Origin of the sequence: Streptomyces sp. NPDC006798 (genome assembly GCF_040635975.1) — a bacterium.
GTDB lineage: Bacteria > Actinomycetota > Actinomycetes > Streptomycetales > Streptomycetaceae > Streptomyces.
On sequence record NZ_JBEYIS010000002.1, the window covers coordinates 159,758 to 172,712 of the forward strand.

11 protein-coding genes are annotated in these 12,955 nt (G+C 72.6%); 8 read left to right on the forward strand and 3 right to left on the reverse strand.

Annotated elements, in window-relative coordinates:
- Window positions 1–95: 95 nt before the first annotated feature.
- On the reverse strand, window positions 96–851 hold the full coding sequence (locus ABZ714_RS01915) for a hypothetical protein (protein WP_358823148.1): 756 nt from the start codon (window positions 849–851) through the stop codon (window positions 96–98).
- A 33-nt stretch (window positions 852–884) separates the two neighbouring features.
- On the reverse strand, window positions 885–1,439 hold the full coding sequence (locus tag ABZ714_RS01920; protein ID WP_358823149.1) for a helix-turn-helix transcriptional regulator: 555 nt from the start codon (window positions 1,437–1,439) through the stop codon (window positions 885–887).
- Between the two features lie 297 nt (window positions 1,440–1,736).
- Here ABZ714_RS01920 and ABZ714_RS01925 point away from each other — a divergent pair, with 297 nt between their 5' ends.
- The 8 genes from ABZ714_RS01925 (at window position 1,737) to ABZ714_RS01960 (ending at window position 11,104) form a co-directional block, all read left to right on the forward strand.
- Complete coding sequence (locus ABZ714_RS01925) at window positions 1,737–2,198, forward strand: DUF2199 domain-containing protein (protein ID WP_358823241.1); 462 nt, start codon at window positions 1,737–1,739, stop codon at window positions 2,196–2,198.
- Window positions 2,199–2,270: 72 nt separating this feature from the next.
- Window positions 2,271–3,257 (forward strand): NAD-dependent epimerase/dehydratase family protein, encoded by a 987-nt coding sequence (locus ABZ714_RS01930; protein WP_358823150.1) that lies wholly within the window; start codon window positions 2,271–2,273, stop codon window positions 3,255–3,257.
- A gap of 247 nt (window positions 3,258–3,504) precedes the next feature.
- Window positions 3,505–4,572 (forward strand): MerR family transcriptional regulator, encoded by a 1,068-nt coding sequence (locus tag ABZ714_RS01935; RefSeq protein WP_358823151.1) that lies wholly within the window; start codon window positions 3,505–3,507, stop codon window positions 4,570–4,572.
- A gap of 484 nt (window positions 4,573–5,056) precedes the next feature.
- On the forward strand, window positions 5,057–8,320 hold the full coding sequence (locus ABZ714_RS01940) for an FG-GAP-like repeat-containing protein (protein WP_358823152.1): 3,264 nt from the start codon (window positions 5,057–5,059) through the stop codon (window positions 8,318–8,320).
- Window positions 8,321–8,515: 195 nt separating this feature from the next.
- Window positions 8,516–9,439, forward strand: coding sequence for an aminoglycoside phosphotransferase family protein (locus ABZ714_RS01945; protein WP_358823153.1), 924 nt, complete (start codon window positions 8,516–8,518; stop codon window positions 9,437–9,439).
- A gap of 65 nt (window positions 9,440–9,504) precedes the next feature.
- A complete protein-coding gene (locus tag ABZ714_RS01950) occupies window positions 9,505–10,101 on the forward strand; it encodes a DinB family protein (RefSeq protein WP_358823154.1) in 597 nt (198 codons plus the stop codon).
- A gap of 81 nt (window positions 10,102–10,182) precedes the next feature.
- Entirely contained in the window at window positions 10,183–10,674 is a 492-nt protein-coding gene (locus ABZ714_RS01955; protein WP_358823155.1) for a helix-turn-helix transcriptional regulator, read from the forward strand.
- A gap of 10 nt (window positions 10,675–10,684) precedes the next feature.
- Window positions 10,685–11,104, forward strand: coding sequence for a VOC family protein (locus tag ABZ714_RS01960; protein ID WP_358823156.1), 420 nt, complete (start codon window positions 10,685–10,687; stop codon window positions 11,102–11,104).
- 206 nt (window positions 11,105–11,310) lie between these two features.
- Here the strand turns inward: ABZ714_RS01960 and ABZ714_RS01965 are convergent, their stop codons facing one another.
- Window positions 11,311–12,420, reverse strand: coding sequence for a selina-4(15),7(11)-diene synthase (locus ABZ714_RS01965; protein ID WP_358823157.1), 1,110 nt, complete (start codon window positions 12,418–12,420; stop codon window positions 11,311–11,313).
- Between the last annotated feature and the right edge of the window lie 535 nt (window positions 12,421–12,955).

Consider the following 12,955-nt stretch of genomic DNA (forward strand, 5'->3'; position numbering starts at 1 on the left):
TGTAGTGCCCTCCCGACAACCGTACCCGGCGGGGGCGGGGAGCGGACCGGACGCCTCAAACGTGCCCGGTCCGCGTTCTCGTACACCCGTTTGAGTCACTCCGCGGGCGGCGGTGTCTTCTTTCCGGCCGTCTTGCGGGCGGCGGGGGCCCGGCGGGGGGCCGGGGTCTTCTTCGCGGCGGCACCCTTGGGCCGCTCGGCCTTCCCGGCCTCGCCGGCGCCCTCGGCACCGGCGGCCGTACCCGGCTCGGCCTTCGGGGAGCGGGTCCGCGGCCGGGCGGCGGCGGGCCGGGTCCCGGCGGCTCCGGCGGCCCTCGGACGCCGTTTCGGCGCGGGGGCGGCGGGCGCGGGCTCCGGCTCGACGGCGACCGCGATCTCGGTGATCTCCTCGGCGGCCTCGCCGCGCCAGGACCGTACGGTCTGCTCACCGTGCTCGGCGACGCGCTCGTACGTCTCCCGGGCCCTGACGGCGTACTCGGCGGCGACGCCGACCCCGCGCAGGGCCAGGTCCTGGGCGTTCTCGCCGAACTTCCGCAGCTCGTCATCGAAGCCGCCGAGGCTCCCGAAGCCGCCGATGACCTCGTTGACCTTGGCCGAAACGGTGGCCTGGGCCTCCTTGGCCTGGCCGGAGACCCGGTCCTGGACGGCCTTGGGGTCGGTATTGCGCAGCTCGTTCAGATCGTTGCGGATCCCCTCGATCCGCTCCGGCGCCTCGGCGGCCAGCTGCTCCAGCAGGGCAGGCACCTTCAGGGCCTGCTGGACGGCGAGATCGGCCGTACCGGCGGCGAAGTAGAGGGGGGTGGGGTCGCTGAGGTTCTTACGCAGTTCACGCAGGTCGTCGGTGATGGCCATGGGTGGTCCTCCCGGAACGCGGGGCTGGCGGTTTCAGGCGGCTCCGTCGGAGCCCGGGGGCGTATCGGCGGCGCGGCCACCGCGCTGCCGTCCGCCCCGGCGGCTCCCGTCCGCTTCGGCTTCGGCGGGCTTCTCCAGCGGGTCCCGGGAGCCCCGGGTCCCCGGCCGGTCCTCCACGACGTCCGCGCCCGTCGAGGCGTCCGTCGCTGCGGGGTCGGCGGCATCCGGACCGTCCGTGACCTCGAACCCGTTCTCCTTGCGGAAGGACTCGTAGATCTGGAGCAGAACGGCCTTCTGCCGCTCGTCTATGGAGGGGTCGGCGATGATCACCGACCGGGTCTCCAGCTCGTCCCGGTCCCGCTCGTCGAGAATCCCGGCCCGCACGTACAGCGTCTCGGCGGAGATCCGCAGCGCCTTGGCGACCTGCTGGAGCACCTCCGCGCTCGGCTTGCGCAGCCCTCGCTCGATCTGGCTCAGATACGGATTCGACACCCCGGCGGCATCGGCGAGCTGCCGCAGGGACAGCTGCGCACTGCGCCGCTGCTCGCGGAGGTACTCGCCGAGATTGCCGACATTGAGTGATGCCATGGTTCGATCGTGCCCCAGCCCTGCTAACTATTGCAAGCAGATGCTTGCAATAGTGCGCTACGCAACACGGGCCCGATCGGGCCGACGTGCCTCGCCGCGTTCCAGCGGGCCGCGGTACCCGATCCCGACGGATACGGATCTTGAAGCGTTCCCCGGCACCCGCACGGTGAGCCGCCTCCGCCCTCGCGGACACAGGGTCGACAGCGGCGGTACGGGGTCGGTCATTAGGCTCCGGTCATGACCAGCGACCTCGGATTCTCCTGCTCGTGCTGCGGCAGCAGCCATGCCGAGCTTCCGATGAACTACTCGGCCGACGCCCCGTACGTCTGGGACCCGGGCTTCGCCGACTCCGCGGACTGCCTTCTCTCATCGGATCAGTGCGTGATCCAGGCACAGCACTACTTCGTCAAAGGCCTGGTGGAGATCCCGATCATCGGCAGCGACGAGGTCTTCTCCTGGGCCGCGTGGGTCTCCCTCAGCCGCGACAACTTCTCCCGATCCGCAGACCTTTGGGAGACCGAGGGACGGGAATCCGAGGAACCGTACTTCGGGTGGCTGTCCACCGACCTCTTCCTCTACTCGCCCAGCACCATCAACTTGAAGACCCACGTCCACACCCGCCCGGTCGGACAGCGTCCCTTCATCGAGCTGGAGCCGACGGACCATCCTCTCGCGGTCGAACAGCGGACCGGCATCACCATGGAGCGCGTCCGCGCCATCGCCGAAGCCGTTCTCCACCCCACCGACGAATCCGAGTGATGTCGACGGCATCGGATCCGCCGTCGGCGAACCCCTCTGGGTTCTCGGCGTTCGCGGTGTTCTGCTGTCGATATGGAGATCTTGGTTCTCGGTGGGACGGCCTGGGTGGGCCGGGAATTGTCGCGGCAGGCGATCGGGCGCGGTCATCGGGTGACGTGCCTCGCCCGTGGCGAGAGCGGGGAAGTCGCGGACGGGGCAGTGCTGGTGGCCGCCGACCGACGTGATCCCTCGGCGTACGCGCCACTCCTCGACCGCGAGTGGGACGCGGTCGTCGAGGTGTCATGGCAGCCGGGCTTCGTTCGGAAGGCGCTCGACGCGCTGGGCGGCAGGGCCGGGCACTGGACCTATGTCTCCTCCGTCAGCGCCTACGCCTCCCATGCCACGCCGGGCGCGGACGAGTCCACAGCCCTCCTTGCCGCCACCGACCGGAGCGAGGTCGACCGCGGGCTGTACGGCGAGGCGAAGGTCGCCTGCGAGCAGGCGTCCACGGCCGTCGTGGGCGACCGTCTCCTCATCGCACGCGCCGGTCTCATCGGCGGCCCGGGCGACGGCAGTGGGCGCTCGGGCTACTGGGTGGCGCGGGCCGCGCACGATCCGCGAGGGCCGCTGCTGGTTCCCGGCACACCGGCCATGCCGACACAGGTGGTCGATGTGCGGGACCTCGCCGGCTGGCTGCTCGACGCCGCGGAGACGGGGAGCGTCGGCACGTACGACGCCGTCGGTCCGGTCGTTCCGTTCGGGGAATGGGTCGAGCTGTGCCGCGGTGTCGGCGGGCACACCGGTCCGGTGATCACCGCCGACTCGGCATGGCTGCTCGCGAACGGCGTGGCCCAGTACATGGGGCCCGAGTCACTGCCGATGTGGCTGGTCGAGCCGGGCTGGGAAGGATGGTCGGCCCGGAACGGCTCCGCGGCGCGTGCCGCGGGGCTGCGTCATCGGCCCCGGGCGGAGATGCTCGCCGACACTCTGCGCTGGGAACGCGAACAAGGTCTGGACCGTACGAGGCGCGCGGGCCTCAGCCTCGGGCGTGAGCGCGAGTTGCTCGACGCTCTCGGCTGACGGCTGCGGTCCCGGCTCGTCGGCGCACAGCCGGGATCCGGGCCCCTGCCCGGCGTTACGGACACCGGAAGCCCTCCCGCCGGCAGCTTCCGACCACAGGCCAGTGCCCGGAAGTCACGGGGTCCGGGCCCGGCAGTCCGGCAGTCCGGCAGTCCGGCAGTCCGGCAGTCCGGCAGTTGACCTTCACCCTCGGGGAAGCCGCAGCATCGGTGGAGCCGGGCGACGGGCCCGGTGCGAGGAGGGCGGGATGGGGCTGTGGACCATCGGGGCGTTCGCGAAGGCGTCCCGGCTGTCGCCGAAGGCGTTGCGGCTCTATGACGAGTTGGGGCTGCTGACGCCGGTACGGGTCGATCCGGTGACCGGTTACCGGTTCTACGCGCCGGAGCAGTTGGAACAGGCCCGGCTGGTCGCCTGGTTGCGGCGGCTGGGGATGCCGCTGGCCCGGATCCGGCACGTCCGGACGTTGGACGCGGGGGCGGCCGCGCTGGAGGTCCGGGCGTTCTGGGCCCGGGTCGAGGCCGATACCGCGGCCCGGCGGGATCTCGCCGACTTCCTCGTCGATCATCTGTCCCGGAAGGACTCCGCCATGGTGACGACACCCGAACCACGTGAACTCCGTTACGCCGCCCTGTCCGACAAGGGCCTGGTACGGGCGGGCAATCAGGACACCGCGTACGCCGGGGCGCGGCTGCTCGCGGTCGCCGACGGGTACGGCGGCGGCGGGGCTCCCGCGAGCGCCGCCGCCGTCGGCGTGTTCAAGCGCCTCGAAGCCGACGGCGTACCGGTGGGCGGTCTGCTCAATGTCCTCGAAGACACCGTGGCGGAGGCGAAGCGGGCCGTCGACGGCGTCGCCGGGGAGGCGGGGACCACCCTCACCGCGATGTTCTGGACCGGGTCCCGGCTGGCCCTCGTCCATATCGGTGACTCACGTGCCTATCTCCTGCGGGACGGCGAGCTGTTCCGGATCACCCATGACCACACCGTGGTGCAGGCGATGGTCGACGAGGGGCGGCTCAGCCCGGAGGAGGCCGACTCGCATCCCCAGCGGTCGCTGCTGGCCCGGGCGCTGGGCCGGGGCGCCGACGGCACCGCCGAGCTGCGGCTGCACGAGGTCCGGCTGGGGGACCGGTATCTGCTCTGCTCGGACGGGCTGTCCGCCGTCGTGCCGGAGGGGGAGATCCACCGGGTGCTGTCCGGGGCCGGGGAGCCCGGGCCGACCGTCCGTGAGCTGGTGGATCTCGCCAACGGCTCCGGCGGACCCGACAACATCAGCTGTGTGGTCGCCGACGTCGTGGAGTCCCGGCGGCCGGGGTGAGCGGCGGCTACGCCGTTTGGCACCGGATCCGCTCCCGGGAACTCATCCGCGCGGCCGAGGAGTACCGGCTCGCCCGGCAGGTCGAAAGGGCCGGGCCGGGGGCGGGTTCCGCTACGGCTCCGGGCGCTGCGGCACAGCCCGCGGCACGGCCCGCGACCCGGCGCCGTCCGTTCCGCCGCCGTCCGTTCCGCCGCTGTCCGTTCCGGTTCGGGCCGAGAAAGGACGGGCACGCTCGTGGCCGAAACGCGTCGGACCCGGAGTCGGACCCGGAGTCGGACCCGGCGCGGGCGGGGTGCCGACGGCCGCCGCAGCAGCCCCGCAGGTCATCTCCGGTCGGGCGCCGAGGCCGCAGGGGTCTTGAACCCGTTCGAAACCGGGTGTCGCGCGATATTCGCACCCTGCTAATGTCGCGCTGCTCGCGCTGGGGAGTTGGCCGATTCCACTGCCCCCCTCGCGCCGGTTGCCCTGGGGAGGGACCACTTTCATGACTCGTCCGCCGGACCAGCGGGCCTCGCGTCGTCGGCGCCTGGCCAGACCTATCGCTCTCACCGTCGCGCTCGCCGTGACCGCCGGGATCGGCGCGACGGCGGGGACCGCCGTCGCCGCCGGTTCCGGCACCGGATCCACCGGGACCGGCGGCAGCTCCGCCGGTCCCGTGGTCGTCAGCCCGGGCGCGCGGTTCGTGCCCCGGGCCACCATCGTGCTGAACGCCGGTGAGACGGGCTTCCTCACCGCGCAGGAGGGCGACGACCGGCTCCGCTGGATCGACTACGCCACCGGGGCGACGACCGTACTCGCCCACCGGCTGCCGGAGCCGCTCGCCTACGACGTGGACGGGTTCCGGTTCGCCTCGTACCCGAAGGACTTCGGGCACGGCTCCGACACCGTCGCCGTCCATACGGAGTCCCCGTCGCCCCGGGTGACGCTCCAGCGGGGCGCCGGTGGCGGCGGCCCCGTCGCCACGATTCCGCTGCCCGAGGGGCAGACGTACGTCGGGACGTACGGCGACACCGTCGTCACCCGGACCGGGACCGAGCGGGAGACCACCGGACTGCATCTGCTCGACCTGGTGAACGGGGAGGTACGGGACCGGAAGCTGACGGGCCTGCCCGAGGGCTGGAACCTCACCATCAGCGAGGGCGACGCCCGTTCCGTCGCCGTACGCGGCATCAAGTGGGTGGACACCACCATGTCCCAGGGGTGGTGGGTGGTCGACCTCGCCACCGGCTCCCTGAAGACGCTCTCCACGGCGGGCGAGAGCGTCTCGTTCGACCGGGACACCGTCTTCCACCACGGTGCCCCGTCCAGCCAGAGCGCCCAGGTCTACCGCCGGGACGATCTCGGCGCGGAGCCGACCACCGTCGATCTGCGGGACCTGGGCGGATACGACGACATCGTCCGGCCCTTCGCCGGTGGCCATGTCACGGTCTCCCCGCCCAATCCGGGGAACAACGAGTACCGGGGCAATGCACTCGTCTTCCACGACGGCGCCGGCGAGCGCAGGGCGCTGCTGGCCGTCGCCGCCACCTCCGTACACCGCACGCCCGACGGCTCGCTCCTGGTGACGGGCGCGGAGACCCACACCTGGGAAGGCGCCCTGGACTGGGGCCACTACCTCTTCAGCACCGGACCGGACGGCAAGATCACCCGCAAGCGGCTGGCCGACGTCGAGGACCGGGAGGCGCGGCCCGCGGGCATTTCGCTCGGCAGCGGCATCCTGACCACGGCCGACGACTCCCGGCTCTACAGCCCGCACACCTACATCGGCGCCTACCGCAGCACCTGGCTCAAGACCTCCGGCCGGCCGGAGGAGCTGCGGTCGACCGTCGACGCCATCACGCCCGGCCGCGACGCCGACTGCGGCAGCACCGACGGCGTCTACTGCGTGACCATGTTCGCGGGCGGCGACGGACAGCACGGCCGCAAGGCGGCGACCGAGCAGGACGCCACACTGCTCTACCGGAACGGCTCGGACGCCTGGGGCCCCCGGGTGACCTCCGGACTCGGCAGCCCGGAGCTGGTCGACCTGTCCGGCCGGTACGGGATCGTCGACCAGGCCTGGGGCGGCCGGCAGGCGGTCCTGCACTTCAAGGACGGCGCCACCGGGAGCGTCCTGAAGAAGCGGGACCCGGTCGCGGCCTCCGTCTGGGGCGACACCCTGTGGAGCGCCGCCGGGGCGTGGAACAACACCGGCTCGGGCGTGTCGACCCGGGTGGCGGCGGAGAGCCTGGCGACGGGCGCCGCGGGCGAGTCCTTCGACGCGGGCTGTGTCGCCCGCGACCTCCAGGCCGTGGGCCGCTGGGTCTACTTCCGGTGCGGTGACTACTGGAACGACTTCAAGGGCGCCGGGGTCTACGACCGGCAGGCCAGGCGGACCCTGCCGCTCGGCGCCGACGAGACCCTGCTCGGCGACGGCTATCTGGTCCGCCGCTCCGACGCGGCCGGGCTCACCCTGGTCGATCTGCACAACGGCTTCCCGGCCGGGGCCGCCGAGCGCGATCTGCCCAGCCGGGTGGTCGCCACCGCGGCCGAGCTGGGCGACCGGACCGTACGCAGGTCCGGCTGGACCGTCGACCGCTTCGGCGGCCATATCGCCTACACGGGCGCGGACCGGCGGGTACGGATCGTCCCGTCGGGGGTCCCCGCCTCCCGGATCGCGACCGTCGACGCCGACGTGCCCGCCGCCGTCGAGGTCGGCTCGGCGGTGTGGAAGCCCCGGTGGTGGTTGTCGAAGCCCGGCGCCTCCTGGTCGCTCGCGCTGCGGCACAAGGGGACCGGAGTGGTGGTCCGTACGGTGACCGGGGGCGAGGCCCGCGGCCTGGTCGACGCGTCGTGGGACGGCCGGGACGCGAACGGGCGGCCCGCGCCCAACGGGGCGTACGACTGGACCCTGACCGTGAAGCCCGCCGACGGGCAGGGCGCCGACCTCTCGGTCTCCGGGGCCCTCACGGTCAGCGGCGGAGCCGCCGTATGGCGGGACATGACCGGGGCCGACGGCTACGGCGATCTGCTGGTGACGGACTCCGCCGGGGCCGCCTCCCTCTACCGGGGGAACGGTACGGGCGGGCTCTCCGCCCGGATCCCCGGAGCGGCCGGCCCGGGTACCGCCTTCCCCGCCGACACCGTCCTCGTCCCCTACGGCGATGTCGACGGCGACCAGTGCGGGGACGTCCTCGCCCGGGTCGGCGACCAGCTGCGGGCCTACCGCCCCGGCTGCGGGAAGGTCGTCGGCGCCGGCTCGCCGTACACCGTGATCGGCAACGGCTGGGCGCAGTACGACCGGATCACCTCGGCCGGTGATACGAACGGCGACGGGTTCGTCGACCTGATCGCCCGCCAGAAGTCCACCGGCGATATGTACTACTACTCCGGTACGGCCGACCACCGGGTGAAGGCCCGGCAGCGGATCGGAACCAACTGGAAGCTGTACCCGCGGATCGCCGGAGCCGGTGATCTCAACGGCGACGGGCGCGGCGATCTGATCGGGATCGACTCCGCCGGAGTGCTGTGGCGCTACTACGGGACCGCGACCGGCGGTGTGACCGCGCGGGAGCGGATCGGCCACGGCTGGAACATCTACTCGGCCGTCGTCGGCACCGGCGACTTCACCGGTGACGGACGGCCCGAGCTGCTGGCCCGGGACACCACGGGCAAGTTGTGGCGGTACTCCGCGAACGGGGCCGGGGCGTACGGCGGCCGGGTACTGGCCGGCAGCGGGGGCTGGAACACGTTCAAGGGCCTGTTCTGATTCTGATTCCGGCCCTGGGCCGAGAGCCGGAGGGGGTACGCCGCCGACACGGAACGCCGTGTCGGCGGCGTACCGCTGTCCCGGGCCGGGTGGCGGGACGTGCGGTGGGCCGTACGCCGCCCGGGAAAGTCGGTGGCCTCCCGCCCCGCCCGGCGATGAGACTGCCCCGGTGACCCCTGCGAGCCGAGGACGCCCGTGACGCTGCACGAGAACGAGATCCCCGCCGACACCGCCCTGGTCCGGTCCCTGCTGACGGCCGAACGGCCGGAGTGGGCCGGTCTTCCGCTCTCCGCCGCGGGCGCCGGAACGGACAACACCATGTACCGGCTCGGCGACGAGCTGCTGGTCCGGCTGCCGAGGTCGGCCGACAACGCCGGTGCCGTACGGAAGGAACAGCGCTGGCTGCCCCGGCTGGCGCCGCTGCTCTCCCGGCCGGTGCCCGAGCCCGTGCACGCCGGGTCGCCGAGCGCCGCCTTCCCGCTGCCCTGGTCGGTCTACCGCTGGATCGACGGCGAGGTGGCCGGTCCCGGTACGGTCGGCGACTGGGCCGCCTTCGGGGCCGATCTGGCCGCGTTCGTACGGGAGCTGCACGGCGCCGATCCGATGGGCGCGGTACGGGCCGACGGCCTCGACTGGTACCGGGGCGGCACCCTGGGCCCGTGCGACCCCTCGGTCACCGGGGCCCTCGACGGCTGCCGGGCCCTCGTGGGTGACGGACTCGACGTCGACGCCCTGGAGGGGCTGTGGCGGGCCGCCCTCGCCCTCCCGGACCCCACCGCGCCGCACGGCTGGCTGCACGGCGACCTCAAACCCAGCAACCTTCTGGTCCGGGGCGGCGCCCTGTACGCGGTCATCGACTTCGGCGGGCTCTCGGTCGGCTTCCCCGACGCCGAGCACTCCACGGTCTGGGATCTGCCGCCCGATGCGCGCCGGTCCTACTGGGACGCCCTGGACCTCGACGACACGACCTGGCTCCGCGCCCGCGCCTGGGCCGTCGCGGTCGCCGTCAGCGGTGTCCCGTACTACTGGAACACCTACCCGGCCTTCGTCGCCGAGTGCCTGACCCGGCTGCGGTCGGTACTCGCCGACGCCGCCGAGCGCGGAGCGGCCCGGACGTGACCGGCGGGGCGTGACTGGCAGGAGAGGACCGGCAGTTGATGATCGACGGGCGGAAGACTATTCGTATGACTATCACTCCGGATGCCGACAAGGCCGATCTGCTCCGCTATCTGCGGGACGCCCGCGAAGCCCTGCTGTGGAAGCTCGACGGGCTCCCGGAGTACGACGTCCGGCGGCCCATGACCCCGACCGGGACCAATCTGCTGGGGCTGGTGAAACACGCGGCCACCGTGGAGCTGGGCTATCTGGGGGACACCTTCGGGCGGCCGTCCGGCGAACCGCTGCCGTGGGTCGCGGAAGGGGCCGAGGCCAATGCCGATATGTGGGCCGCCGCCGACGAGTCCCGCGCGTTCGTCACCGGGCTCTACCGGCGGGCGTGGGCGCACGCGGACGCGACCGTGGCGGCGCTGCCGCTGGACACCGTAGGACGGGTGCCGTGGTGGCCCGGGGAACGGAACGAGGTCACCCTGCGGCATGCCCTGGTCCGGGTGGTCGCCGACACCCAGCGGCACGCCGGGCACGCCGACATCCTCCGGGAGCTGATCGACGGCTCCGTGGGGATGCTCCCGGCCGATGCCGGGGTGCCGGACGGGGACGCCGCGTGGTGGGAGCGGTACCGCGAGCGGCTGGAGTGGACCGCGCGGAAGGCGGAGCAGGCGTAGGAGACGTAGCGGAACCCGGGTCGAAGCGGTGCTTTACCGGCGTTTCGGTCATTGTCAGTCGTGGTCGTTACCGTGGACGGCATGACCAGTGTTCCCCTGGCCGATCTCGTCCGGCTGCGCCGCGCCCGTGACGTGATGGACCGCGACTACGCGCAGCCTCTGGACGTCCCGGCGCTGGCCAGGGGCGCCCATATGTCGGCCGGGCATTTCTCCCGGAGCTTCCGGGCGGCCTACGGCGAGACGCCGTACAGCTATCTCATGACCCGGCGGATCGAGCGGGCCAAGGCGCTGCTGCGGCGGGGGGATCTCGGGGTGACCGAGGTCTGTATGGCCGTGGGCTGCACGTCCCTGGGGTCGTTCAGCTCCCGCTTCACCGAGCTGGTCGGGGAGAGTCCGAGCGCCTACCGGGCGCGGGACCACGGCGCGGGCGCGAACATACCCGCCTGTTACGCCAAGATCCGCACCCGGCCCGTACGGCGTGCCGGGACCGGGGCGGGAGCCGGAGCCGGGGCGGCGGCCCCCGCCGGGCAACCGGTCAGGATCGGAGAAGCGTCCGCGGGATCCCGGCCGTAGCGTGAAACGCATGGACATCAAACTCTCGCAGTGCTTCATCGCCGTCGACGACCACGACAAGGCCCTCACCTTCTACCGCGACGCCCTCGGCCTGGAGGTCCGGGGCGACGTCGGCTTCGAGGGGATGCGCTGGGTGACCGTCGGCTCCCCCGAGCAGCCCGATGTGGAGATCGTGCTGGAACCGCCGCTGGCCGACCCCGGCGCGTCGGACGACGACCGGAAGGCGGTGGCCGGGCTGCTGGCGAAGGGGCTGCTGCGCGGGGTGATCTTCCGTACCGCCGACTGCGACGCCACGTTCGAGAAGATCCGGGCGGCGGGCGGCGAGGTGGCGCAGGAGCCGATGGACCAGCCCTACGGCGTCCGCGACTGCGCTTTCCGGGACCCCGCCGGGAACATGATCCGGTTCACCGAGCCGCGCGGCGGGCGGTAGGACCCGAACGGCAGGCCCCGGAGGGCGGGAACCCGGACGACGGGAGCCGGGGCCACGGGAGCCGGGGCCGTTTCCGGGCCGCGCCGATCGGTTCGGACCGGCCACCGGATACGGACCCACCCCCGTGACGGGCCCGCCGCGTACGGCCCGCGACGGGGGTGCGGGCCGCACGGTGCGGCCCCGCCCGGGGCTCGGCAGCGGATCGGTCAGCGGCCCGCGACGGCGGGCCTGCGTAACGGCGTCTCGTCATCCCGGGCTCCTTCGGGATCGGGCAGCAGCGACCACCACCACCGGATCACCGGAATGTCCAGCGGCTCGGTGCCCGCGTCCGTCGGGGTGCTGCGGAAGCTGCTCGGCAGATCGGCCGGGTTCTCGGGGGTGGTGTAGCGGCGGGAGCTGACGCTCCAGTCCTGGGTGGCCCGGACGAAGTGCCCCAGGCTCGACAGATAGCGGCGCAGCCGGGGGCTCGCGGTCCCGGCCCGGTCCTCGTGGAGCCGCAGGAAGAGACACATCACCCGGTCGCGCTGGGCGATGGCCGTGGCGAGCGCGGCGTCCGGGGAGAGCCCGTCCTGGTGCTGGAGTACGCGCAGGGCGTTGAGGTAGAAGCCCTTGCCGGACACCTCCTTGTGGTGCGAGAAGATGTCGTTGTCCCAGCTGATGATGAAGGACGTCATCTCACAGAGGGCCCGGGTCGCCGGATGGTCCCGTTCCTGGGGCGTCAGCTCGTAGTCGTGGCCCATCTCCAGCAGCGGGAACACGACCGTGGCCGCGCCGTCGTAGAGCCGCATCAGGGTGTAGTCGTCGAGTCCGGGCACCGTACCGGCCCGGCGGTGGCCGGCCTCCCAGACCACCGAGAAGAAGTACTCGCGCAGGGCGTCCACCCACCGGGTGGCCTGGGCGTACGTACCGAATCTGTCGATCCGGGCCCGCAGGTCGCGCAGCCCGTTGGCGAGCGGGTCGGCCAGCAGGAAGGGCCCCTCGGGGTCCTGGGCGACCCGCAGCAGCCGATGGAGTACCCCGACGAGATCGCCGGGCCGGTGGCCCAGGTCGCTCTCCTCGCAGTAGCCGTCGTCCACGCCGAACAGCCAGAGCACGAAGTCGGCGAGGAGGCTCACCACCTCCTCCCTCCCCTCGGGCAGGATCCGGGCGCAGAAGGTGCCGATGTCGTGCCGGACGAGTCTGCTGCGCAGTTCGGGCGAGCCGATCTCGAACGACTCCGCCCAGGCAGCCGTGCGCGCGTCGATGACGGCGTGTCTGGGATGGATCGCCGGAGGTATCGGCGCGTAGATCGGCGGAACGGTCAACTGGGGTCCCACCCTGGATCACCTCATTGCGGAGACGACGATTGGCGGCGAACGATCACACACGGGACGCGGAAGTGCGCGGGGCGTTAGCTGTATGGATCAACGACGGCGCATAGTACTTGTGGGCCGGGCATCGTCCAATGGGTTCTTTCCGCCACATTCCCGGAGTGCGTAGAGGCTTCGACGGCGCGACCCGGCCGGGCGACGGCCCCGAACCGCCTCCCGGGACCGGGCGACCGCACGGCGGGCCGCCGGGCGAAATCGCTGGTGGGGCCCGTTCGGGCGGTCGGTAAGTCGCGTTGTGCCGGGGGACTGCCCGGGGTCGTACGGCGGTAACCGCCAGGGGGTTGCGGGAGGGTTGCGAAGGGTTCGATTTGCGCCGCGCGCCGTGGACAGTCGCTCTGATTGGCGTAGTAAAGACGGCCACTTCGAGCCGCGGGTGGCTGGCGTCGGGCGTACATGTGACACGCACGTACCGCACGGCCGTACGGAAGGGCCGCCACCGGTCGACCGGGTGTCCGGAATCCCGCCCCCGGAGGGAGAGGGC